Source organism: Micromonospora sp. NPDC047793 (assembly GCF_040642635.1).
GTDB lineage: Bacteria > Actinomycetota > Actinomycetes > Mycobacteriales > Micromonosporaceae > Micromonospora.
This window is the reverse complement of sequence record NZ_JBEYSG010000001.1, coordinates 707,289-730,259: the sequence shown is the minus strand read 5'-3', so window position 1 is coordinate 730,259 and position 22,971 is coordinate 707,289. Positions and strand designations below refer to the sequence as shown.

24 protein-coding genes and 2 tRNA genes are annotated in these 22,971 nt (G+C 73.0%); 9 read left to right on the top strand and 17 right to left on the bottom strand.

The features are described from left to right. Positions 1-30: 30 nt before the first annotated feature. Positions 31-1,602: a histidine kinase N-terminal domain-containing protein gene (locus ABZ738_RS03355; RefSeq protein ID WP_357210647.1), complete on the bottom strand. Its 1,572-nt coding sequence runs from the start codon at positions 1,600-1,602 to the stop codon at positions 31-33. Positions 1,603-1,627: 25 nt separating this feature from the next. Continuing rightward, on the bottom strand, positions 1,628-2,659 hold the full coding sequence (locus ABZ738_RS03350; protein ID WP_131054333.1) for an SIS domain-containing protein: 1,032 nt from the start codon (positions 2,657-2,659) through the stop codon (positions 1,628-1,630). A gap of 194 nt (positions 2,660-2,853) precedes the next feature. Between ABZ738_RS03350 and ABZ738_RS03345 the strand changes: the two genes are divergently transcribed. Next, complete coding sequence (locus ABZ738_RS03345; protein ID WP_357210645.1) at positions 2,854-4,506, top strand: tetratricopeptide repeat protein; 1,653 nt, start codon at positions 2,854-2,856, stop codon at positions 4,504-4,506. A gap of 121 nt (positions 4,507-4,627) precedes the next feature. Here the strand turns inward: ABZ738_RS03345 and ABZ738_RS03340 are convergent, their stop codons facing one another. Further along, a complete protein-coding gene (locus ABZ738_RS03340; RefSeq protein WP_131054328.1) occupies positions 4,628-6,208 on the bottom strand; it encodes an MDR family MFS transporter in 1,581 nt (526 codons plus the stop codon). Positions 6,209-6,316: 108 nt separating this feature from the next. Between ABZ738_RS03340 and ABZ738_RS03335 the strand changes: the two genes are divergently transcribed. Then, the gene (locus ABZ738_RS03335) at positions 6,317-6,907 is read left to right on the top strand and encodes a TetR/AcrR family transcriptional regulator (RefSeq protein ID WP_201272417.1); all 591 of its coding nucleotides are present in this window, start codon (positions 6,317-6,319) and stop codon (positions 6,905-6,907) included. Positions 6,908-6,944: 37 nt separating this feature from the next. Here the strand turns inward: ABZ738_RS03335 and ABZ738_RS03330 are convergent, their stop codons facing one another. From ABZ738_RS03330 to ABZ738_RS03300, 7 genes are all read right to left on the bottom strand, one after another. Beyond that, the gene (locus ABZ738_RS03330; RefSeq protein ID WP_357210643.1) at positions 6,945-7,457 is read right to left on the bottom strand and encodes a GNAT family N-acetyltransferase; all 513 of its coding nucleotides are present in this window, start codon (positions 7,455-7,457) and stop codon (positions 6,945-6,947) included. After that, positions 7,454-7,669 (bottom strand): biotin/lipoyl-binding carrier protein, encoded by a 216-nt coding sequence (locus tag ABZ738_RS03325; protein WP_093405215.1) that lies wholly within the window; start codon positions 7,667-7,669, stop codon positions 7,454-7,456. Before ABZ738_RS03325 ends, ABZ738_RS03330 begins: the two co-directional genes overlap by 4 nt. Positions 7,670-8,034: 365 nt before the next feature. Beyond that, entirely contained in the window at positions 8,035-8,322 is a 288-nt protein-coding gene (gene rsrA, locus ABZ738_RS03320; protein ID WP_131054331.1) for a mycothiol system anti-sigma-R factor, read from the bottom strand. A gap of 1 nt (position 8,323) precedes the next feature. After that, the gene (locus tag ABZ738_RS03315) at positions 8,324-9,139 is read right to left on the bottom strand and encodes a sigma-70 family RNA polymerase sigma factor (protein WP_162854371.1); all 816 of its coding nucleotides are present in this window, start codon (positions 9,137-9,139) and stop codon (positions 8,324-8,326) included. Between the two features lie 261 nt (positions 9,140-9,400). After that, positions 9,401-10,015 carry an alpha/beta family hydrolase gene (locus tag ABZ738_RS03310; protein ID WP_176095154.1) on the bottom strand — a complete coding sequence of 205 codons (615 nt, stop codon included), beginning with the start codon at positions 10,013-10,015 and terminating at the stop codon, positions 9,401-9,403. A gap of 208 nt (positions 10,016-10,223) precedes the next feature. After that, positions 10,224-10,616 (bottom strand): WhiB family transcriptional regulator, encoded by a 393-nt coding sequence (locus ABZ738_RS03305; protein WP_131054846.1) that lies wholly within the window; start codon positions 10,614-10,616, stop codon positions 10,224-10,226. A gap of 196 nt (positions 10,617-10,812) precedes the next feature. After that, entirely contained in the window at positions 10,813-11,523 is a 711-nt protein-coding gene (locus tag ABZ738_RS03300) for an SOS response-associated peptidase (RefSeq protein WP_131054847.1), read from the bottom strand. Positions 11,524-11,625: 102 nt separating this feature from the next. On the opposite strand from ABZ738_RS03300, the gene aroA reads away from it, so the two are divergent. The 4 genes from aroA (at position 11,626) to ABZ738_RS03280 (ending at position 15,938) form a co-directional block, all read left to right on the top strand. Continuing rightward, positions 11,626-12,927 carry a 3-phosphoshikimate 1-carboxyvinyltransferase gene (aroA, locus tag ABZ738_RS03295; RefSeq protein ID WP_357210635.1) on the top strand — a complete coding sequence of 434 codons (1,302 nt, stop codon included), beginning with the start codon at positions 11,626-11,628 and terminating at the stop codon, positions 12,925-12,927. Next, the gene (rsgA, locus tag ABZ738_RS03290; RefSeq protein ID WP_357210633.1) at positions 12,897-14,021 is read left to right on the top strand and encodes a ribosome small subunit-dependent GTPase A; all 1,125 of its coding nucleotides are present in this window, start codon (positions 12,897-12,899) and stop codon (positions 14,019-14,021) included. The genes aroA and rsgA overlap by 31 nt, the downstream gene beginning before the upstream one ends. A 64-nt stretch (positions 14,022-14,085) precedes the next feature. After that, entirely contained in the window at positions 14,086-14,889 is an 804-nt protein-coding gene (gene hisN / locus ABZ738_RS03285; protein WP_357210630.1) for a histidinol-phosphatase, read from the top strand. A 59-nt stretch (positions 14,890-14,948) separates the two neighbouring features. Further along, on the top strand, positions 14,949-15,938 hold the full coding sequence (locus ABZ738_RS03280; protein ID WP_201272449.1) for a hypothetical protein: 990 nt from the start codon (positions 14,949-14,951) through the stop codon (positions 15,936-15,938). On the opposite strand, the gene ABZ738_RS03275 is transcribed toward ABZ738_RS03280, so the two are convergent. Beyond that, the gene (locus tag ABZ738_RS03275) at positions 15,893-17,095 is read right to left on the bottom strand and encodes a glycosyltransferase (protein ID WP_357210627.1); all 1,203 of its coding nucleotides are present in this window, start codon (positions 17,093-17,095) and stop codon (positions 15,893-15,895) included. The genes ABZ738_RS03280 and ABZ738_RS03275 overlap by 46 nt on opposite strands. Positions 17,096-17,230: 135 nt before the next feature. Between ABZ738_RS03275 and ABZ738_RS03270 the strand changes: the two genes are divergently transcribed. Both ABZ738_RS03270 and ABZ738_RS03265 read left to right on the top strand, forming a co-directional pair. Beyond that, complete coding sequence (locus tag ABZ738_RS03270; protein WP_357210624.1) at positions 17,231-18,253, top strand: SDR family oxidoreductase; 1,023 nt, start codon at positions 17,231-17,233, stop codon at positions 18,251-18,253. Positions 18,254-18,262: 9 nt separating this feature from the next. Continuing rightward, positions 18,263-18,835, top strand: coding sequence for a DUF5709 domain-containing protein (locus tag ABZ738_RS03265; RefSeq protein WP_131056431.1), 573 nt, complete (start codon positions 18,263-18,265; stop codon positions 18,833-18,835). A 78-nt stretch (positions 18,836-18,913) separates the two neighbouring features. Here the strand turns inward: ABZ738_RS03265 and ABZ738_RS03260 are convergent, their stop codons facing one another. Together ABZ738_RS03260 and ABZ738_RS03255 are read right to left on the bottom strand one after the other, a co-directional pair. Continuing rightward, on the bottom strand, positions 18,914-19,558 hold the full coding sequence (locus ABZ738_RS03260) for a response regulator transcription factor (protein ID WP_131056433.1): 645 nt from the start codon (positions 19,556-19,558) through the stop codon (positions 18,914-18,916). Between the two features lie 14 nt (positions 19,559-19,572). Beyond that, complete coding sequence (locus ABZ738_RS03255; RefSeq protein WP_131056429.1) at positions 19,573-20,709, bottom strand: DUF5931 domain-containing protein; 1,137 nt, start codon at positions 20,707-20,709, stop codon at positions 19,573-19,575. Between the two features lie 104 nt (positions 20,710-20,813). Here ABZ738_RS03255 and ABZ738_RS03250 point away from each other — a divergent pair, with 104 nt between their 5' ends. Continuing rightward, complete coding sequence (locus ABZ738_RS03250) at positions 20,814-21,284, top strand: ATP-binding protein (RefSeq protein WP_131056427.1); 471 nt, start codon at positions 20,814-20,816, stop codon at positions 21,282-21,284. A 15-nt stretch (positions 21,285-21,299) separates the two neighbouring features. On the opposite strand, the gene ABZ738_RS03245 is transcribed toward ABZ738_RS03250, so the two are convergent. From ABZ738_RS03245 to ABZ738_RS03230, 4 genes are all read right to left on the bottom strand, one after another. Then, complete coding sequence (locus ABZ738_RS03245) at positions 21,300-22,133, bottom strand: phosphoribosylaminoimidazolesuccinocarboxamide synthase (RefSeq protein ID WP_131056425.1); 834 nt, start codon at positions 22,131-22,133, stop codon at positions 21,300-21,302. 75 nt (positions 22,134-22,208) lie between these two features. After that, a complete protein-coding gene (locus tag ABZ738_RS03240) occupies positions 22,209-22,451 on the bottom strand; it encodes a hypothetical protein (protein ID WP_131056423.1) in 243 nt (80 codons plus the stop codon). A 145-nt stretch (positions 22,452-22,596) separates the two neighbouring features. Continuing rightward, positions 22,597-22,670, bottom strand: a tRNA-Met gene (locus ABZ738_RS03235). 152 nt (positions 22,671-22,822) lie between these two features. Further along, positions 22,823-22,896 (bottom strand) — tRNA-Met (locus ABZ738_RS03230). Positions 22,897-22,971 lie beyond the last annotated feature (75 nt).

The window sequence follows — 22,971 nt, the reverse complement described above, 5'->3', positions numbered from 1 at the left end:
GCCGGGGCACGCTCAGGCGCCAGGGCACGCTCAGGCGCCAGGGCGTTCCGGGGCGGTGCGGGCCAGCGGGACGATCAGGATCGCCTCGGTGCCGCCCTCGGCGCCGGGCCGCAGCTCGATACTGCCCCGCAGCTCGCCGGTGACCAGGGCGCGGACGATCTGCAGACCGAGCTTCCCGCTGCCGGAGGCGTCGAAGTCGTCCGGCAGCCCCCGACCGTTGTCGGCGACGGTGACGTGCAGCATCTTGCGGGCCCGGTGCGCCGACACCACCACCTCGGGCGCGTCGGCGGTGGCCGGGCCCGGTGGCTCCGGCTCGACACCGACCTCGTCCTCGGCCTCACCGGTCGGCGGGAAGCCGTGCTCGACGGCGTTGAGCAGCAGCTCGTTGAGCACCATCACCATCGAGGTGGCGATCTCGGCCGGCAGCACGCCGAAGCTGCCCGTGCGTCGCATCCCGACGCTCACCTCGGTCGCCGCCACCTCGGTCGCCGCACTGGCCACCCGGTCGACGATCCCGTCGAACTCGACCGCCTCGTCGCTGGACATGGAGAGCGTCTCGTGCACCAACGCGATCGAGGCGACCCGGCGTACCGACTCCTCCAGGGCGACCCGCGCCTCGGGTATGCCGACCCGGCGGGCCTGGAGGCGCAGCAGCGCCGCGACGGTCTGGAGGTTGTTCTTCACCCGGTGGTGGATCTCCCGGATGGTGGCGTCCTTGGTGATCAGGGCCCGGTCCCGGCGGCGTACCTCGGTGATGTCCCGGACCAGGACCAGCGCGCCGATCGGCACACCGGCGGGCATCAGCGGCAGGGCCCGGGTGAGCATGGTCGCGCCCCGCGCGTCGATCTCGCGCCGGGGCGGTGCCTCGCCGCGCAGCGCGGCGAGGATGCCGTTGCCGGCCTCGGTCCCCTCCAGCGGGTCGTTGGCCAGTCGGCGGTGCAGCGCCGCGAGATCCTCGCCCACCAGGTGGGAGGCGTAGCCCAACCGGCGGTACGCGGACTGCGCGTTCGGACTGGCGTAGGTGACCTTGCCCCCGGCGTCCAGCCGGACCAGCCCGTCACCGACCCGGGGCGCCGAGGTGGTCTCGCCGGGGTGCCGGGGCGGCGGGAACGTGCCGTCGGCGATCATCTGCGCCAGGTCGTCGGCGGTGGTCAGGTAGTTCAACTCCAGCTGGCTGGGCGTACGGGCGGTGGACAGGTTGGTGTCCCGCCCCACCACGGCGATCACCTCGTCGGACTCCCCGTCGGCGGCTCGCAGCCGGACCGGGATCGCCTCGTGTCGGGCGGGCACGTCGCCGTACCAGACCGGATCGCCCTCCCGCCAGATCCGGCCCTGTCCGTAGGCGACGTCCAGGTGCGCCACCTCCGGGCCGCCGACGATGCGTCCCACCTGGTCGTCCTGGTACGCGGTGGGCGCGGTGGTCGGGCGGACCTGGGCCACGCAGAGGAAGCTCCCCTCACCGTCCACGGGGACCCAGAGCAGCAGGTCGGCGAAGGACAGGTCGGACAGCAACTGCCAGTCACCGGCGATGCGGTGCAGGTGGTCGATGTCGGCCGGACGCAGACGGGTGTGCTCCTCGGCGAGATCGCGCAGCGTTGACACGCCGACCAGCGTGCCACGCCGAGGGTCACCTCGTCGCGGTGACCTTCTTCAGGCCCCGGGGCGCGTCCGGGTCCTCGCCCCGGGTCAGCGCGAGGGCCAGCGCCAGCCGTTGCAGCGGCAGGATGTCCAGCAGCGGGGCGTAGCGCTCGTCGACCTCGGGCACGCCGAGCCGGGTGGCCCCCTCGACCTCGGCGGAGCCGACCACGACCACGTCGGCCCGACGCTCGCCGAGCCGGGGCAGCACCTCGCGCATCGCCTGCCCGCCCGGCCCGGAGCCGACCACGGCCAGCACCGGCACGTCCGGGTCGGTCATCGCGAGGGGGCCGTGCAGCAGGTCGGCGCCGGAGAAGGCCAACGCCGGCAGGTACGACGTCTCCATCAGCTTGAGCGCGGCCTCCCGGGCGGTCGGGTACGCGTACCCCCGGCCGGTGGTGACCAGTTGGCCGGCGAAGCGGTAGCGGGGGGCGAGCTCGGTGGCGGTCGGGTCGGCGAGGGTCCGGGCGGCCAGTGCCGGCAGCGCGGCCAGTGCCCGGCGCTCGTCGTCCGGAAGCGTGCCGTCGCCGGACCGGATCCCCTCGACCAGCAGGAGCAGGGCGAGCAGCTCCGCGGTGTACGTCTTGGTCGCCGCCACCGCCCGCTCGTGTCCGGCGGCGATGTCGACGGAGAGTTCGGCGGTCCCGGCCAGCGGAGAGTCCGGTGCGTTGGTGACCGCGAGGGTGAGTGCGCCGGAGTCCCGGGCGCTCCGGAGCACCTCGGCCAGGTCGGGCGAGCCGCCGCTCTGGCTGACGCCGACGACCAGGGCGTCGGAGAGGTCCGGCCGGGCGCCGAAGAGGGTCACGGCGCTGGGCGAGGCGAGCCCGGCCGGCAGGCCGAGACGGATCTCGGCGAGGTACGCCCCGTAGAGCGCGGCGTGGTCGGAGGTGCCGCGCGCGGTGAACACCACGTGCCGGGGGCGGCGCTCGGCGATGGCGGCGGCGACCCGGGCGATCGGTGTCGCGTACTCGTCGGAGAGCAGTCGCTCGTAACCGGCCGGCTGCTCGTCGATGTCGGCGGCCATGCCGCTTCCTGGGCGCGTCACGCGAACTCCTCCCCTGCGCGGTCCCCGCGCGTTTGATGCTCAGTCTTGCAGGATTCTTCACGTATGAGCAACCGAACGCGCAGTACTGCGCAGTGGATCACCAAAACTAGGAGTCGTCACCTACGCTGACCCGACCTCACCGCGCAACCCGTACCTACCACCGAGAGGACGACGTGGCCGAGGGAACCGACGATCGGGCGTTGCCGGCGACGGAGGAACTGGCCCTGGCCCGGCAGGCCCTGGACTCCGGCGACCTGGCACACGCCGCTGACCACGTGGCGGCTGCGCTGGCCCGGGCACCGACGCTGCCCGAGGTGCACGAGACCCTGGCCCGACTGGCCGTGGCCGGCGGCGACGACCCGGTGGAACTCTTCCCTCTGCAACACCACACCTTCATCGGCGCGGTCGTCGCCCGGGCACACCTGCTCGCCGCCACCGGCCGTCCCGCCGAAGGGCTCGACCTGCTGGTGGCCGCCACCGCGCACGCACCGGGAGCGGACTGGGCCGGTGTCCCCTGGGTCACCTCACCCGACCTGGCCGAACGCCTCGGTCCGGACCAGGCGGCCCGGGTCCTGATGCAGGTCTGCGCCGCCGCCCCCGACCCGGTCCCCGCGTCCGACCGGGCCGCCCTGGCGGCCTACCTGACGCTGGCCCGCAACGCGGTCACCGTCCACCCGGAACACGGGCTGCTGCTGGGCACGGCCTCCGCGCTGGCCCGGCGGGTCGGCGAGGTGCCGCTCGCGGTCCGCTGGGCCAGTCGGGGCGTACGCGCCGCACCGTCCAAGATCGGCGAGGTCTGGCTCGGGTACGCGTTGCGCAGCGCGGGCCGTACCCGGGAGGCGCTCGTCGCGCTGCGCCGTGCCGTCGACCACGACCCGGACGACCTCGCCGTGTACGCCGACATCGCCGGCACGCTGGCCGACCACGGCCGGCTCGACGAGGCGCTGGTCTGGATCGAGCGGGCGTTGACCCGCAACCCGTCCTTCGACTGTGCCGTGCACACCGCGCACCGGCTGCGGTTCCAGCGCGACGCCGACGTACGCCACCTGGTCGCGCTGGCCGACTTCGTCCGCGACCATCCCGACGACTCCCACGAGCACGGCGACCTCGCCGAGTGCTGCCGTGGCCGCCCCTGGCTGGGACAGGTGACGCCGGTCGCCGCCCGCCCGCCGTCCGACACCGCGGAGCGGGCACGCCCGACACCGCCACCGCCCTCCGCGGACGCGGCCCGGCGACTGCAGCAGCTCGCCCACCCCGCCTGGCCGCACCCACCGGCCGCGTACGACACGGCGGTCGGCCTGGCCACGCTCGACCTGTCGGACCTGCTCGGCCTGCTGGCCCACCCGCCGGAGGCTCCGCCGACCGCGTTGGGCCGGGTGCTCGCCGGGCAGGATCCCGCGCTCTGGGTGCGCTGCGTCCAGGTGTGGGCCTGCCTCGGCCTGCTGCACCACCGCACCGACGAGCCGTGGGCCGCCTCGACGCGACGGCGGGTGCTCATCGAGTTGACCGACACCGAGGAGGTCGCCGAGGCGGCCCTGTTCGCGTTGGTCACCGCCGCCTGGGTGGACCCGTCGGTCCGGCCCGACGTGGCCGGGCTGGTCGCCGCCCGACTCGCCACGGTGGCCGAGGCGACCCGGCAGGGCCCGGTGCCGATGGCCGCCTCCCTGGCCCACCTGGCGCTGGCCACCCCGGATCTCGACCCGGACAGCGTCGCCCTGGCGCGCACCCTGGCCGGCGCACCCGCCGGAGGGCACCGCTCGCCGCTGCGCGCACTGCTGCACCGGCTGCTGCGCCCGTTCCGCCCCCGCCTACCCGGCCCACCCTGATCCGCGCATCTCGCGCTCACGGATGTAAGGAGGGGTCCCCTGCTATGCACGAGGCGTTAGCAGGGGACCCCTCCTTACATCCGACACATCCGGAACATCCGGAACAGCCGGCTCATGCGGCTCACGCGGACGGGGAGCGGGCCAGAGCGGTCTCGGCCTGCTCCTCGGGCGTGCCGGTCGGTTCGTTGCTGGTGCGCAGCGGGATCTCGCGGATGAACCAGGCCAGCACCGGCACCAGCACGGCGAAGAGCACCGCCCACAGGAAGACGTGCGAGATCGCGTCAGCCAACCCGCCGAGCACCGCCTCGCGCGCCTGTGCCGGCAACTCCCGGAGCTGGTCGATGTTCATCGCCGCCCCGGCCTCGCCGCCGCCGCTGAAGGCACCACCGGCGGCGGTACCGGCCAGCCGGTTGGCGAAGATCGCACCGAACAGCGAGATGCCGAACGAGCCGCCGATGGAGCGGAAGAAGGTGGCCGCGCCGCTGGCCGCGCCGAGGTCCTTCTGCTCCACGCTGTTCTGCGCGATCAGCATCGACGTCTGCATGAGGAAGCCCATCCCGACGCCGAGCACGATCATGTAGAGCGACGACTGGACCTTGCTGGTGTGCACGTCCAGCAGGCTCAGCAGGGCGAGCCCGACGGCCATCACCGCGCCACCGACGATCGGATAGATCCGGTAGCGACCGGTCCGGGTGATGGCCCGGCCGACGAGCAGCGAGACCACCAGCATGCCGAACATCAGCGGCAGCAGGAGCAGGCCCGAGTTGGTGGCCGAGGCGCCCTGCACGGTCTGCTGGTAGAGCGGCAGGAAGTTCATCGCGCCGAACATCGCGAAGCCGAGCAGGAAGCCGATCGTGGAGATCAGGGCGAAGTTCCGGTTGGCGAACAGACCCAGCGGCAGGATCGGCTCGGGGGCGCGCCGCTCGACGAACCCGAAGGCGACCAGCGCGACGAGCGCCAGGGCGGCGAGGCCGAGGATCTGCGGGGAGCGCCAGGCGTACTCGTTGCCGCCCCACGTGGTGATCAGCACGATCGCGGTGATGCCGACCGACAGCAGCGCGGCGCCGAGCCAGTCGATCCGGTGCTCGGTGCGGTACCGGGGCAGGCGCAGGGTGGCGATGAGCAGCACCAGCGCCACGCCGCCGAGCGGCAGGTTGACGTAGAACGCCCAGCGCCAGGAGAGGTGGTCGGTGATGAAGCCGCCGACGAGCGGTCCGGCGACCATGGCGATGGCCATGATGCCGGCGATCATGCCCTGGTACCGGCCGCGCTCACGAGGCGGGACCAGATCGCCGATGATCGCCATCACGCCGACCATCAGGCCACCGGCACCGAGGCCCTGCACCGCGCGGAAGGCGATGAGCTGGACCATCCCGTCGTCGGGTCCGCCGAGGGCCGACGAGCCGGCCATGCCGCAGAGCGCGGAGCCGAGCAGGAAGAGCACCACGGCGGTGAGGAAGACGTTCTTGCGGCCGTACAGGTCGCCGAGCTTGCCCCAGATCGGGGTGGAGACGGTGGTGCCCAGCACGTACGCGGTCACCACCCAGGTGAAGTGGTTGAGCCCACCGAACTCGCCGACGATGCGGGGCAGCGCCGTGCTGACGATCATGTTGTCGAGCATCGCCAGCATCATGGCGATCATCAGCCCGAACAGGACGAGTCGAATGTTGGGTCGCACGGCGGCCTGTTGTTGTGAGGCCATCGGTAAGCTCTCCCCCCGAGACGTGACGCACTTACTTGCCGACCGGCTAGCTACCTTACTAGCCGGACGGTAAGTTGGACAGCAGATGACGGTCAACTGGATTAGGTGGTGCAGGTGAGCCAGAGCACAGGCGGCACCCGGGAGCGGATCAAGGCCGTCGCGCTGGAACTCTTCACCGAGCAGGGCTACGAGGCGACATCGCTGCGTGAGGTCGCCGAACGACTCGGCGTGACCAAGGCCGCCCTCTACTACCACTTCAAGAGCAAGGACGAGATCGTCACCAGCGTCGTCGAGGACCGGCTGGGCCGGATGGACACGCTGATCTCCTGGGGCGAGGGCCAACCGGACACGCTCGCCACCCGCCGGGCGCTGATCGAGCGGTACGCCGACGCGATGTTCGGCGGCGAACAGCCGTCGGTGATGCGCTTCTTCGAGCAGAACCAGACCGCCCTGAAGAACCTCTCCGCCGGTCGGGACATGCGCGAGCGGATGTTCCGGCTGGCCTCCGTGCTGTGCCGGGGCGACGACAGCGCCGGTGCCCAGCTACGCGCCGTGCTGGCCCTGTTCGCCGTGCACAGCAGCTGGTTCGCCCTGCGTACGCCGGACATCACCGACGCCGACCGCAAGCGGGTGGCGTTGGAGGTCGCCTACGAGCTGCTGGCCGCGATCGCGGTACCGGCCGCACCGGCCGAGGCGTGACCGCCCGACCGCCGACGCCCGCCGGAGGTCCGAGCGCTCAGCCGGCCGGGGTCAGCGTCAGTCGCAGGGCGAGCAGGTCGACACCGGGCATCGGCGACCAGTCCTGTTCCGGTACGCGGACGAAGCCCCGCCGCCGATAGAGCCGGTGCGCCGGCTCGGCGTGGCCGGCGCGTACGCAGATCACCAGCGCGGTGCAGCCCCGCCCGGTCGCCTCCGCCACGCACGCCTCGACCAGGGCGGCACCGGCACCCCGTCCCTGTGCGGCCGGATCGACGGCCAGCATGCGGAACTCCGCCTCGTCCGGTCGGCACAGCTCGGCGTACCTGCTGCCGGGCAGGACGAAGGTGACCGTGCCGAGCACCTGACCGGTGGCCGGGTCGACGGCGACCAGGATCCGGCCGTGTGCCGCCCGACCACTGACGTCGGCCAGCACCTCGGCGTAACCGTTCTCGCCCTTCAACTGGCCGTCGGCCTCGTACGCGGCGACGGTCAACCGGGCCACCGCGGCGAAGTCGGCCGGCTCGGCCGCGCGGACCAGGACGCCGGTCAACCGATCACCGCGATCAGGTCACCGTCCTGCACCACGTCGCCCTCGTTGACCGCGAGCTGCTGCACGACGCCGTCGGACTCGGCGATCACCGGGATCTCCATCTTCATCGACTCCAGGATCACCAGCGTGTCCCCCTCGGACACGGTGTCCCCGGCCGACGCGACGACCTTCCAGACGTTCGCCACCATCTCGGCGCGGATCTCCTCGGCCATCTCCCGGCCCCTTCTCTCGCGACTGCCTGCGCCACATCCAATCATGTGGCGGTCCTCCCCGGGCGGCGAGCAGCAGCCCCGGCGAGGATGCGTCGACGCCGACCGCACTAGCATCAACAGGTCGGACCCTGGCTCCGGAGGGCCGGTAGCGTGCCCCGGGGTCGAGGTCGTGCGCAGACGATCATCACGAGGAGGTCACCATGGCGAAGAAGGCCCGCAAGAAGAAGGCCCGGAAGAAGAGCGCCGCCAACCACGGCAAGCGCCCCAACTCCTGACGACGACGCTCCGGTCCCGGCGGACCGGACAGCGAGACGCCGGTGGCCCGTCCGGGCCACCGGCGTCGTCGTCCCTCCCGCGCCGACCGGTCAGTCGGCCAGTTCGCGGGACTCGGTGCTCTCGAACACCACGATCTCGCTGAGGCGTACCCGCAGTCGCTCGCGCAGTTCGTCCGGCGCGGACTCGTTGCCGCAGCAGCGGGCCACCAGCGCCTTCACCTCCTGCTCGATGCCGTACTCCCGCAGGCAGGGACCGCATTCGTCGAGGTGGTGACGGATCCGGGAGCGCCGCTCCTGGGCGCACTCCAGATCGAGGTAGAGGTAGACCTCGGCGAGGACCTCGCGGCAATCCGTCTCGTGCGGGTCTCCACAACTCACGTCACACCTCCCGGCCGGTGGCAGCGGAACTCCGGGCCGTCGACGGCGCGGCCGAGAAGCCGCGCTCCGCGGCGTAGCCCTCAAGCAGCTTGCGCAGATTACGACGACCGCGGTGCAACCGCGACATCACGGTGCCGATCGGCGTACCCATGATGTCGGCGACCTCCTTGTAGGAGAACCCCTCGACGTCGGTCAGGTACACCGCCAGCCGGAACTCCTCCGGCAGCTGCTGGAGGGCCTCCTTGACGTCACTGTCGGGCAGCCGGTCGAGCGCCTCCGTCTCGGCGGAGCGCAACCCACTGGAGGTGTGCGACTCGGCCTCGGCGAGCTGCCAGTCGGTGATCTCGTCGGTGGGCGCCTGCACCGGCTGCCGCTGCCGCTTGCGGTAGGAGTTGATGTAGGTGTTGGTCAGGATCCGATACAGCCAGGCCTTCAGGTTCGTGCCCTGTTCGAACTGGTGGAAGGCCGCGTACGCCTTCAGGTAGGTCTCCTGGACCAGGTCCTCGGCATCCGCCGGGTTACGCGTCATTCGCAGGCCGGCCGCATAGAGCTGATCGACGAATGGCATCGCGTCCCGCTCGAACCGGGCCCTGCGCTCGTCCGTCTTCTCGGTGGTCAACCGCACATCCCCTCGGGTCGGATGCTTCCCCGCCGAGGATACGCGCACGGACCTCCCGGCAGATTCGGTTCCGACGGGTGTGCCCGTCGCCACCTCGGCCGGTGACACCGTCGCCGGCCAGTCCGGGCCCGCCAGCAGCTGCCGTAGCTGCCGCGCGTCCCGCTCGTCGCGTTCCCGGTTCCGGATCTCGGTCGGCACCGGTCACCCCCTCGCACAGTGGTCATCCGAGGGGTTCAACACCCACCGCAGGCCAGGGCATTCCGGATCCGACTCCCGATCCTGGTCCCGGCCGCGCGGATCACACGGCTGGGACCAGGAAGGGCCTGGGAGCCCGGTGCGACCGCCCCGACCGGGCGGGCGACACCATCGGATGCAACGACCCGGCGCGGCCACCGGACACGGCGCGGGCCCCGACCGGCACCGCGACGGCCGCGTCCCGGCCGGGCGGACGACGGGCGGTCAGGACCGCACCCAGCCGTGCGCGCGCAGCCAGTCGATCACCAACGCCGCCGTGCCGGGTGGGTCGCCACGCAGGTCGTGGCGCTGGCCCGGGCGGACCACCACCTGCACGCCGGGGCCCGGCTCGGGCACCCCGAACGGGTCCCGGTCGCCGTTGACGACCAGTGTCGGCACCCCGCTGTCCAGCTCGGCGGCCCGGCTGCGTTCCGGGCGGCCGGGCGGATGCAGCGGGAAGGCGAGTGCGACCACCCCGGCGGCGCCAACGCCACGCGCCGTCCGGCAGGCCACCCGCGCGCCGCTGGAGCGACCTCCCACCAGCACCGGTACGCCCGGATGACGCCCCCGCAGCACGGTCGACACGGCGGTCCAGGCCGTGTCGAGGTGTCCGGCCGGAGCCGGAGCCCGCCGACCGGCGACCCGGTAGGGCTGTGTCACCCGGGCCACGACCAACCCGACAGCCACCGCCGCGTCGCGTAGCGCGAGCAGGTCCGGTGCGTCGACACCGCCACCCGCCCCGTGCCCGAGCACCAGCAGCGCGCCGGCCGGGCCGGGCGGTCGGTCGGTGTCCACCCGCGCCGGGCCGTGCGGGGTCTCGATGAGGTCGTCGTGCGGCACGGCTCCATTCTGCGGGCCGCACGCTCTGCGCCACCGGCGGTCACGCCGCCGCCCGCGCCACCGGCGGCCGGGCTGGTGTCCGGGCACCACCACCGCCGGCCGGTCCGCAGGTCGGCGTGCCTCGTTCCCGCCGACGACGTCGGGCCGCCTCCGGGGCGGGACGGTCGCGTCCGACGACACGGCGTCCCGCCCCGGACCGGCTCATCGATCAGCTCAGCGGCACCAGGGTGAGCAGTCGATCACGCACCGGCGGACCCGCCTCGCTGGCGGCGTCCGGATCGGGTTGGACCTCGTCACGCCAGGCCACCAACATCGCCCGCCGCTCGCGGGGTGTGGTGCCACCCCACACGCCGTGGCAGTCGCCCACTTCCAGCGCCCAGGCGAGACAGGAACCCTGCACGTCACAGCTGTTGCAGAGTGCCACCGCCGCGTCGGCCGGCTCGTTCGGTGCCGGAAAGAACGTCTCCGGATCGACGCTCTGGCATGTCCCCCTGGTACGCCAGGCTTCGTCTTGTCGCCGCTCGTGCAGCGCCCTCAACAGTCGTGGATCACGCCGTGCGGCGGCCACCTCGTGCGGACGGGGCATACGCGCCCGTGTCATCCACCCACCTCCCCCGTGGGACCAGCAATATCGATGAGCATCGTTCACAGGACGCGAACGACACCCACCACCGGCGCTGTGTTCTATCGCATTTACTGGCACGGGGACAAGTGTCTGCCGGGAAGTTGCCAGAAAGAGCCCTGCACCTTTCACCCGCAACTGCGGCAAATCACTCCCGACAATATGCGGGGTGCAATCAGAACAGAGTCGCCTCTTCCGGGCCGGCCGGGGACGACAGTGGCACCCGGGCGGTCAACCGGGGACCGTCGTTGCGGACGTCGCCGACCGCCGGCCCCACCGGGCGCACCTCCAGCCCGGCCAGCCACTCCGGTGCCGGCGGGACCAGCAGCTCCGCCGGCTCACCTCCCCCGCCCAGCCAGGTCGCCCACCGCTCCGGCGGCAGCAGCAACGGCATCCGGTCGTGCACCTCGGCCAGCTCACCCAGGGCGCCGGTGGTCACCACGCTGCACGTCATCAGCGGGTCGTCGGGGCCGCCCCAGACCGACCAGATGCCCGCGAAGGCGAGCACCGACCCGTCGCGTGGGGTCAGGTAGAACGCCTGCTTGGTGCCGTCCGGTCGACGGACCCACTCGTACCAGCCGTCGGCCGGGACCAGGGCCCGACGGCGGGCGAAGGACGGCGCGTACGCCCGGCTGGTGGCGACCGTCTCGGCGCGAGCGTTGATCATGCGTGCGGCGCCGGCGGGCGACCGGGACCACGGCGGCACCAGGCCCCAGCGGGCCAGACAGAGCACCCGGTGCCCCTCGGAGCTGACCCGCACCAGCGGCACCGGATCGGTCGGCGCCACGTTGTAGTCGACCGCCAGGTCGCCACCGGTCTCGTCGGCGGACTCGAACAGCCCGCTCAGGTCACCGGAGCTCCGGGTCGTGGCGTACCTCCCGCACATGTCCGACACGCTAGCGCGCCACCGGCCGGGCGGCTGTCCCGTTCATCGGGAGTGGGAAACGGCGAGGTCCGCCGACGCCCGGCACACGGCAGAATGGGAACCGTGGGGAACCTGACCGCGACCCGGCCGCTACAGCCGTGGACCGCCCCGACGGCCAGCGATCCGGTGTCGGCGTCGCTACGCCTGCCCGGGTCCAAGTCGATGACCAACCGGGCCCTGGTGCTCAGCGCGCTGGCCGCCGGCCCCTCGACACTGGCCGCGCCGCTGCGCGCCCGGGACACCGAGTTGATGGCCGGTGGGCTGCGGGCGATGGGCGCGCACGTGTCGATCGCCGACGACGAGCGCTGGCTGGTCCGGCCGCACCCGCTGGTCGGCCCGGCCCACGTCGACGTCGGCCTGGCCGGCACGATCATGCGGTTCGTACCGCCGGTCGCCGGGCTTGCCGACGGCCGGGTCACCTTCGACGGCGACCCGCACGCCCGCACCCGGCCGTTGGGCCCGCTGATCGAGGCGCTGCGCTCGCTCGGCGTCCGCATCGACACCACCGGTCCGGGCAGCCTGCCGCTGGCCGTCCTCGGCACCGGGCGGGTGACCGGCGGCGAGGTGGTGATCGACGCCTCCGCCTCCAGCCAACTCGTCTCCGGCCTGCTGCTGGCGGCCCCGCGCTTCGACCGGGGCCTGGTGGTACGCCACGTCGGCCCGCCGGTGCCCTCCGCGCCCCACCTGCGGATGACCGTGCAGATGCTGCGCTCGGCCGGCGCGGCAGTGGACGACAGCACGCCGGACGTGTGGGTGGTCGAACCGGGCCCGTTGACCGGGCGCGGCTGGCAGATCGAGCCCGACCTCTCCGGCGCGGTGCCGTTCTTCGCCGCCGCGCTGGTCACCGGCGGCGAGGTGACGCTCCAGGGCTGGCCGGGCAGCAGCGCACAGCCGGTGGAGCGGCTCCGCTCGCTGTTGCAGCAGATGGGCGCGGAGGTCGCGCTCACCACCGAGGGGCTCACCGTACGCGGCACCGGGACGGTCCACGGGCTGCGCGCCGACCTCTCGGACGTCAGCGAGCTGACCCCGGCCCTGACCGCGCTGGCGATGCTGGCCGACTCCCCCTCGGTGTTCACCGGCGTCGAGCACATCCGGGGGCACGAGACCGACCGGCTGGCCGCGTTGGCGCGGGAGTTCGCCGCGCTGGGTGCGGACGTCACCGAGGCGTCCGACGGGTTGGAGATCCGCCCCCGACCGCTGCGGGGTGGCGTGTTCCACACCTACGATGACCACCGGATGGCGCACGCCGCGGCGATCACCGGCCTGGCCGTCCCCGGCATCGAGTTGAACGACGTGGCGTGCACCTCGAAGACCATGCCCGAGTTTCCGGCACTATGGTCGGCGATGGTGACCGGCAAGAGCTGACCGACGACGGAGGGGCGGACCTGGCGACCAAGCGACGCGAGTACGACGAGGACGACGTCCGGGTCCGGCCCGGGAAGTCCTCGCGTCCGCGTACCCGCACCCGCCCCCGGCACGCCGACGCCCGGGACGGCTTCGTCTTCGCGGTGGACCGGGGACGCTACTCCTGCGTGCTGACCGGAGCCGGGCCCGACGACCCCACCGTCACCGCGATGCGCGCCCGCGAGCTGGGCCGCAAGTCGGTGGTGGTCGGGGACCGGGTGGCCCTGGTCGGGGACACCTCCGGCGCGGCCGGGGCGCTGGCCCGCATCGTCCGGATCGCCCCCCGCCACTCGGTGCTGCGGCGGACCGCCGAGGACGACGCCAGCACCGCCGAGGGGCGGCTGGAACGGGTGGTCGTCGCCAACGCCGACCAGCTCGTGATCGTCAGTGCGCTGGCCGACCCGCCGCCGCGTACCGGATTCATCGACCGCTGCCTGGTGGCGGCCTACGACGCGGACATCGAGCCGCTGCTCTGCCTGACCAAGGCCGACCTGGCCGGGCCCGAGGCGGTGCTCGACTACTACACCGAGCTGGAACTGCCGTACGTGCTGATCCGGCCGGACTCGCCGCTGGACGCCCTCCGCAGCCTGCTCGCCGGCCGGGTGTCGGTGCTCGTCGGGCACTCCGGGGTGGGCAAGTCGACGCTGGTCAACCGGCTGGTCCCGGAGGCCGACCGGGCGGTCGGCACGGTCAGCGCGATCGGCCGGGGGCGACACACCTCGACCAGCGCGGTGGCGTTGCGGCTGCCTGCCCTGCCGGGCGCCGCGGACGACCCTGGCTGGATCGTGGACACGCCGGGCGTCCGCAGTTTCGGGCTGGCACACGTCTCGGCCGAGAGCCTGCTGCACGGCTTCCCCGACCTCGTCGAGGCCACCGCCGACTGTCCGGCCAACTGCCCGCACACCGCCGACGAGGCCGACTGCACGCTGGACGCCTGGGTGGCACTGGGGCGGGCGGATCCGCGCCGGCTGGCCTCGTACCGCCGCTTGCTGGCCTCCCGCTCCGGCGACCTGGAGCCACGCGGCGAGGTCGAGCCGCGCGGGCATCCGGAGTGAGCCGCGCCCAGGTCACGACGGCCCGGCGGGACCGGCCGCGACCGGCGTCGCTACCGTGTCCGGCATGACGGGGTACGCCGACGATCTCGCTCTCGCCCACCGGCTCGCCGACGCCGCCGACGCCATCTCGGCGGCCCGGTTCCGCGCGCTCGACCTGCGGGTGGAGGCGAAGCCCGACCTCACCCCCGTCTCCGACGCGGACACCGCCGTGGAGCGCGCGATCCGGTCGCTGCTGACCGAGCACCGGCCGGACGACGGGCTGCTCGGCGAGGAGTACGGCGCATCGCCGGCCGCCGGCACCCGGCAGTGGGTGGTGGACCCGATCGACGGCACCAAGAACTTCGTCCGGGGAGTGCCCGTCTGGGCCACCCTGATCGCCTTGCTGGAGGACGGCCGACCCGTCGCCGGGCTGGTCTCCGCACCGGCCCTGGGCCGCCGCTGGTGGGCGGCGACCGGCACCGGGGCGTACGCGGGCCCGGACGCCGCCTCGGGCGAACCGATCCGGGTCTCCGCCGTCGCGGAGCTGGCCGACGCGAGCTTCTGCTACTCCTCCCTCAGCGGCTGGGAGGAGGCCGGTCGGTTGGCGCCGATGCTCCAACTGATGCGGGACACCTGGCGCAGTCGAGCCTACGGCGACTTCTACGGTTACATGCTGCTGGCCGAGGGCGCACTGGACGTCATGGTCGAACCCGAGCTGTCGCTCTGGGACGTGGCCGCATTGGTACCCATCGTGACCGAGGCGGGGGGTACCTTCACCGATCTGGCCGGTCGACCGGCCCCCGCCGGAGGCGAAAACAGCGCGGTGGCCAGCAACGGAATACTGCACGCCGAACTCCTCGACAGGCTCGGTCGGCCCGCCGCGCACTGACGTCCGGTTACCTCTATCCTCGCCAGGTGGCTACCTCGGGTTGGTGTTTTCTCGCGGCGATGATCGTCGCGTACGGCGTTGCCAACCTGTTGCAGTCGGTCGCCGCAGCCCGCACCACAGTGCAGCACACCTTCGATCCCGGTCTGCTGCTGCGCCTGGCCGGACACCGCGCCTACCTGATCGGCCTGGTCTGCCAGGTGGGCGGCTTCGTGCTGGCCTTCCTGGCCCGCCGCGACCTGCCGCTGTTCCTGGTGCAGGCCAGCGTGGCGGCCGGGCTCGGGGTCACCGCGATCCTCGGTGTCCTGGTGCTGAAATGGCGGCTGCCGGTGGCCGAGGTGGTGCTGCTGCTCCTGCTCTTCGCCGGGATCACCGCGTTGGTGCTCGCCGCCCAGCCGGCACAGTCCAAGCCCCTCGGCACCGCCGGGATGATCGCCCTGCTGGTGACGCTCGGCGTGATCGCGGTGCTGGGCTTCTTCGCGGTCCGGCTACGCGGCGCTCCCGGCTCGGTGGCGCTCGGCTCGCTGGCCGGGCTGGCCTTCTCCGCCGCCGCGATCGCCGCCCGCCCGTTGGCCTCCGCACCGACCTGGGACGCGTTCCTCGCCGACCCGCTGCTCTACGTGCTGGTCGGGCACTCCGTGGTCGGGCAGCTGCTGCTCGGCCTGGCGATGCAGCGCGGCTCCACCACGGCGGCGGTGGCCGCGATGGACGCCGCCGGGGCGGTCCCCGCCGCGATCGTCGGGCTGCTGCTGCTCAACGACAAGATCTGGCCCGGCCGGGAGTGGCTGGCCGGAGTCGGTTTCCTGGTCACCCTCGCCTCGGTCATCGGCCTCACCCGGTACGCCGAGCCGCAGCACCACCACGCCGTCGCCCAGGAGACCTCGCGGGCGGTCGTCGCCGGCAAGCCGCTGATCGGGCCGCAGCCGAGCCGGGCACGCCCGGGCGGCACGGACGGGCCGATGCCGCACCCCGCCGCCCAGCTCTCCCAGACCGGCTCCGGTCTGGCTCAGGCCGCCTCGACGGGCCTGCGCCGGCCGACCACCCGCTCGTAGAGCCGTTCCAGGGCGGAGGCGGTCCGCTCCCAGGTGTAGCTGCACCGGACCCGGTCCACCGCCGCGTGCCCGTACGCGAACCGGCCCGCGTTGTCGGTGAGCACCCGACGCAGCGTCATCCCCAGCGTCCGGACGTCGCCCGGCGACACCAGCTTGCCGGTCACCTCGTCCACCACCGCGTCGGCGATACCGCCCATCGCGTAGCCGACCACCGGCACCCCGCAGGCCATCGCCTCCAGCGACACCCGTCCGGCCGACGAGTAGTGCGGGGTGCAGGCGACCACGTCGGCCGAGCGGTACCAGGTGGCCATCTGCTCGTGCGGCACGGCGCCCACCAGGTGCACCTGCTCCCCCACGCCGATCCGCTCGGCCAGTTCCCGCAGCCGACGGGCCTCGGTGTGCTTGGCCAGCCCCTCGGCCGGCGGGCCACCGGCGATCACCAGTTCCGCGTCGCCCACCAGGCGCATCGCGCGGATCAGATCGTCCTGCCCGTGGCCTGGGGAGAGCCCGCCGACGGAGAGGATCCGGGGACGCTGGTCCCGGGGTGCCGCCTCGCCGTCGGGGTGGAACCGGTCGATGTCCACTCCGGTCGGCACCATCGCCACCGAGCTGCGTTGCAGACCCATCCGGGTCAGCTCGTCGACCTCGTCGTTGCACTGGGCGACGGCCATGTCCACCGCCCGGGTCAGCGCCCGTTCCAACGGGATGCGGGTGCCCGGCCCGTCGTACTGCGAACCGAGGTGGCGGAGCTGCTCCATGCCGAGAGAGTGGAACGTCTGCACCACCGGGATGTCGGTCTCCCGGACCGCCTGCGCGGCGGCGAGTCCACCGACCCAGTAGTGGCCGTGCACGACCTCCGGCGTCCAGTCGCCGGACCACCGGTCGGCCAGCCACTGGCCGAACGCCGGCACGTACGGCACCAGCTCGGCGGTGGGGATCGGGGTGATCGGACCCACCGGGGCCCGTTCCATCCGGTACCCGTCGACGAGGTCGCTCTCGGCGACCTCCGGATCGTCCCGTCGGGTGTAGACCCGGACGTCGTGGCCTCTCCCCGCCAGTTCGGCGGCGACCCGTGCGATGTGCTGGTAGGTGCCGACGACGTTACCGTCGCCGGACGGCGGCGAAGCGGCGTGGGCGCAGACGAGGCCGACGCGCATGGGTCACCTCCATGCGGATGGGGCGGTGGTCTCCGGTCAGAGCGTCCCATTAACCGGGCTCCGACGAGCCGAAACATGGCAGATCCCCTGGTGTCCGGCGCGCATGACCCGGACACCAGGGGGTACCGATGAGGAATGCCCCTCGCCCGAAAGCTCGCCGACGCGACCGTGGTGATCACCGGAGCTTCCAGTGGCATCGGTACGGCGACCGCCTACGCGCTGGCCCGTCGCGGCTGCGCCGTGGTGCTGGCCGCCCGCTCCGCGCCGGCCCTGGACCGGGTCGCCGGGCACTGTCGTGAGCTGTGCGGTCGGGCGCTTGTGGTGCCGACCGACGTCACCGACCCGGCGGCGGTGCACCGGCTGGCGGCCGCCGCGGCGGCCGAGTTCGGCCGGATCGACGCCTGGATCAACAACGCGGCGGTCGGCGCGGTCGGGTTGTTCGACGAGATCCCGGAGGCGGAGTTCCGCCGGGTGCTGGACGTGAACCTGCTCGGCAGCGCCCACGGCATCCGGGCCGCACTGCCGTACCTGTCGGCTGCCGGTGGCGGTGTGGTGGTCAACAACGCCTCGATACTGGCCGAGGTGGCGATGCCCTACCAGTCGCCGTACAACGCCGCCAAACACGGCATCCGGGGGCTGGCCGACACGGTCCGCCAGGAGTTGCGGCTCACCGGGCGCGGTGCGATCTCGGTCTGCACCGTGCTGCCGGCCACCATCGACACGCCGTTCTTCCGGCACGCCGCCAACCACAGCGGCCGGGAACTGACGCCCCCGCCGCCGGTCTACCCGCCGGAGGTGGTGGCCGAGACGATCGTCCGGCTGCTGCGCAAGCCGCGCCGCGAGGCGTACGCGGGCGGGGCCGCCCGGCTGATCGGCCTGCCCTGGCGCCTCGCTCCGGCCGCGGCCGAGCGCCTCCTCGGCTGGTACGTCCACCGCACCCAGTTCGGGCCCGCCCCGCGCGCCGAGAGCAGCGGGAACGTGTTCCGCCCGGACGCCGAGGCGCTGCCGGAGGGCGGCTGGTCCGGGCGGCGCCGGCAGCTCGTCCGGATGACCGCCGCAGTCGGCCTGGCCGCCGGCACGGTCGCCGCGGTGGCCCGCCAGCGGCGGCTGCCCGAACGACGCGGACGTGACCGGTTACGGCCGGAGGGCAACGGGTAGTGGTCAGTCATGCGCGACGACGAGTACCCGACCCCCCTGTCCGACCCTGAGGCCGACGGCCTGCCGGACACCGCCGACGACGACTCGACGGCCGGTGACGACGTGCTGACCGGCCGGGAGGCGGACGGCCCGGCGCCGGCCCAGTTGCCCGGTGACCGGACCCCGGTGGCGGTGGACGAGTTCGGCACCACCGCCGAGGAGCAGCTCGACGGCGAGTCGCTGGACTACAAGCTCGGCCGGGAGCGGTTCGAACTGCCGGTCGACGACCCGCTGGCCGGTCCGGTCGACCCGGACATCGCGGCCGAGGCGGACAGCCGGGAGCAGGCGGCGCAGGCGCAGCTCGACGCCGACGTGATCGATCCCGGCCCGACCTCCGACCCGAAATCCCCGGTGTCGCTCTACGACCACGACCGGCTGGGCACCGTCGCCGACGCCACGGTGGGCCGGCTGGTCGAACCGGACGAGGGCGCGCACACCGACCAGGAGACCGACTCCATCGCGTACGACGCGGGAGCGGCCGGTGGCGGAGCCAGCGCGGAGGAGTTGGCCGTGCACGAGACCCGGCCGCCGCACTCGGTCTGAGTCCCGCTCACGACGTCACTGTGCTGCGCTGCGTGCCGCCGTACCTGCTGTGCCTGATGGTTCGCTCGCTGCGCTCGCTCATTCGTCCAGGCCGCGTTCGATCGCGTACCGGGTCAGTTCGACCCGGTTGTGCAGTTGCAGCTTGCCGAGCGTGTTCTGTACGTGGTTCTGCACCGTCCGGTGCGACAGTCCGAGCCGCTCGGCGATCTGCTTGTAGGACATCCCCTTGGCCACCAGCCGCAGCACCTCGGTCTCCCGGTCGGTGAGCCGGGGTGCGGTGTCCTGCGTACCGGCGGGAGCCTGTTCCCGGACGGCGGCCAGCCGGCGGTACTCGCCGAGCACCAGCCCGGCCAGGCCCGGCGTGAAGACCGGCTCACCGGCGGCGGTCCGGCGGACCGCGTCCAGGAACTCCGCCAGCCCGGCCGACTTCAGCAGGTAGCCGGTGGCGCCGGCCTTCACCGCGTCCAGCACCCCCTGCTGCTCGCCGCTGGCGGAGAGCATGAGCACCCGCACCTCGGGCCGTTCCGCCCGCAGGCCCCGGATCACCTGCACACCGGAGATGTCCGGCAGTTGCAGGTCGAGCACCACCAGGTCGGGGCGGGCCGCGGCGATCACCCGGACCGCCTGCCGGCCCTCCCCGCAACTGGCGACCACCTCGTGGCCGGCCTCGGTGAGGTCGCGGGCCACCCCTTCCCGCCACATCGGGTGGTCGTCGACCACCATCACGCGTACGCCGTTCACGATCCCCTCCTCGGCACGGTGAGCTCGACCTCGGTGCCGGAGCCCGGGGTGGAGTTGATCCGGGCGGTCCCGCCGAGTTCGGCGAGCCGGCCCTGGATCGCATGGGTCACGCCGAGCCGGCCCTGGGCGGCGGCCTCGGCGAGTCGTTCCGGCGTGAAGCCCGGCCCCTCGTCCCGGATCGACACGGTGACCGCCGTCCCCTCGTCCTCGACCAGCACCCAGGCACGTCCGTCGCCGTGGCGGGCGACGTTGTCCAGCGCGGCCCCGATCGCGGCGGCCAGTTCGCGGGCCACCGGCGGGGCCAACGGCACCGGAGTGGCCGGCGCGGAGAGCGACACGCCGCCCGAGGCGTACCGGCCGAGCAGCGCGCGCAGGTCCACCGGCGAGTCCACGTCGTCGACGGACATCGGGCCGGTACCGGATATCAACATGCGCAGCGCCGCCTCCTGCTCACCGGCCAGCCGGGCCAGTTCGCCGGCCTCGCCGTCGAGTCGCTCGCCGCGCCGCTGCACCAGGGCGAGCACCTGGAGCACCGAGTCGTGGATGTCACGGGCCAGGCGTTCCCGTTCGCGGTTGGCGGCCTCGATCTCGACCGCCCGCTGCAACCGCTCCCCGGCGGTCACGGTGAGCCGGGCGACGTGCCCGACCACCACGCCGGCGAGCAACATCAGGATCGCGCCGTTGATCGCCGTGGGGGTGGCCATCCCCCGGGTGGCCAGGTCGGTGGCGCCGACGACCAGAGCGGCCAGCGCGCCGCGTCGCCGTCCGCCGCAGACCGCCCAGGCCAGCACCGGGCCGCTCAACCAGGCCACCGCCATGGTCGGCAGGCCGGCGTCCAGCGCGTCGCGGCCCATCACCCAGGGAGTGGCCAGCAGGATCGCCACCACGACGCCGAGATCGGCCAGGAGCAGCGGCCAGCCGCGCCGGGCCGGAGCGGCGTAGCCGATCGCGGTGACGCCGGTCCAGACCGCCATCACCAGCACCAGCACCCCGGCGAGCAGAGGGTGGGCGTAGCGGTCCGCGTCGCGCAGCACGACCACGCAGACGTACGCCAGCGAGGCCACCCGGAAGACCGCGACGGCCCGCCAGAGAGGGAGTTCGAAACCACCGGGGGCGGACACGCCCGTCACCATGCCACAGCCTGTGTGACGGGTCCTCGCCGATGCGGTCCCACGAATCCTGACGTACGGTGGTAAAAGCCGCTTAAAGCTCTGCGATCTCCTGTCGGGACGGGGCCATGACGAACGCAGAACCCCGCACACCGCGTACGGTGGTGCCCATCGAACACACCCTCCTGATCGCCGACGCCTTCGACCAGGCACAGGTGACCGAGCTGCGGCACTCGGTCGCCTCGTGCGTGCGTGCCGCAGGGCTGCGCGACGACCGCCTCGACGACTTCGTGCTCGCGGTCAACGAGCTGATCACCAACGCGGTCCGGCACGGCGGAGGGCGGGGCTGGCTCCGGCTCTGGCGGCAGTCGGAACTGGTGATGTGCGAGGTCTCCGACCACGGTCAGGGCATCAGTGTGCAGCGCCTCGACGACCGCAGCCGGCCGGCGCCGGAGACCGCCGGCGGTTGGGGACTCTGGCTGGCCCGCGAGCTGACCGACGCGATGGACGTGGAGACCGGCCCGGAGGGCACCACGGTCCGCATCACCTCCGCGACCCTCCCCACCGAGCAGCACATCGGCCGGCACCGCAGCGAGTGACGACCGGCGCCGGGGTCACTCCCAGCGGTTGCCGGTGATCTTCTCGTAGACGTCCACGTAGCGGGCCCGGGTCGCCTCGACCACCTCGTCCGGCACCTCGGGCGCCGGTTCGCGCCGGTCCCAGCCGCTGCCCGCCGCCCAGTCCCGCACGTACTGCTTGTCGTAGGAGAACTGCGTACGGCCCGGCTGGTACGACTCGGCGGGCCAGAAGCGGGACGAGTCCGGGGTGAGCACCTCGTCGGCGAGGACCAGGGTGCCGTCCGCCGCCCAGCCCAGCTCGATCTTGGTGTCGGCGACCAGGATGCCGCGCTCGGCGGCCAGCTCGGCGCCCCGGCAGTACACGTCGATGGTCAGCTTCCGCAGCCGCTCGGCGGTCTCCGCGCCGACCTCGTCGACCACCTCGGCGAAGGTCATCGGCTCGTCGTGCTCGCCCATCGGCGCCTTGGTCGACGGGGTGAAGATCGGCTCGGGCAGGATGGACGCCTCGCCCAGCCCACGCGGCAGCGCGACGCCGGACACCGCCCCGGTGCTCTGGTACTCCTTGAGGCCGCCCCCGGTGAGGAAACCGCGGGCGACGCACTCCACCGGGACCATCCGCAACCGGCGGCACCGGATCGCCCGCCCGGCGAACTCGGCCGGCACGTCGGTGGCGGAGATGACGTGGTGCGGCACCAGGTCGGCGAGCTGCTCGAACCACCACAGCGACAACGCGGTGAGCAGCTTGCCCTTGTCCGGGACCGGAGTCGGCAGCACCACGTCGTAGACGGAGATGCGATCCGAGGCGACCAGGATCAGGTCGTCGCCGTCCGCGTAGACGTCCCTCACTTTGCCCGAGTGCAGAAGTTCCACGCGGACAAGTAGACCACGCCCCGGACGCACCACCGTGCCGGGACCGCAGCGCGCGGGAGGCGCTGCGGAACCCGTTCAGCGCCGCCGGTTACGGGTGAGCCGCACCAGCAGCAGGACGACCACGGCCACCACCGCAAGGCAGCAGAGCAGGCCCAGGAAACCGAAGAAGCCGCCACCGCGCCCACGCCGCCGGGCGGCTTCCACGACCAGTTCCCCGGGGCCGGTCGAGGCCCACGCCGCGACCGGCACGAACACCGCCAGCACGACCGTTCCCAGGAGCGTGCCGAGCCGCCCCCACCACTTGCCGATTGAAGACATGGCCTCATCCTCGCGGAGGTCCGCAACCCCTGCCGGGGAACAGCGCACCGCCGAGGCGGGCCCACCGGCCGACGGACGAAGGCCGGAACGGCAGGGATCGGAAACGACGAAGGCCCCGGGAGATCCCGGGGCCTTCGTCGTGCAGTAGCGGGGACAGGATTTGAACCTGCGACCTCTGGGTTATGAGCCCAGCGAGCTACCGAGCTGCTCCACCCCGCGTCGGTATGTGACAACCCTACCCCATGCGGTACGAGCCGCACCGACCACCCCACCCACCCCCGAAGAAGGTGTTCCGGCACCGGTCGGGACGGGCCGCCGCACTCCGGACAACGAGAAAGGCCCCGGGAGATCCCGGGGCCTTTCTCGTGCAGTAGCGGGGACAGGATTTGAACCTGCGACCTCTGGGTTATGAGCCCAGCGAGCTACCGAGCTGCTCCACCCCGCGTCGGTAGATCCACCGTAGCGCACCACCCCGCCCCGCCGCAAAACGACTCACAGAACGCCGTGGGCGACCGGTGGG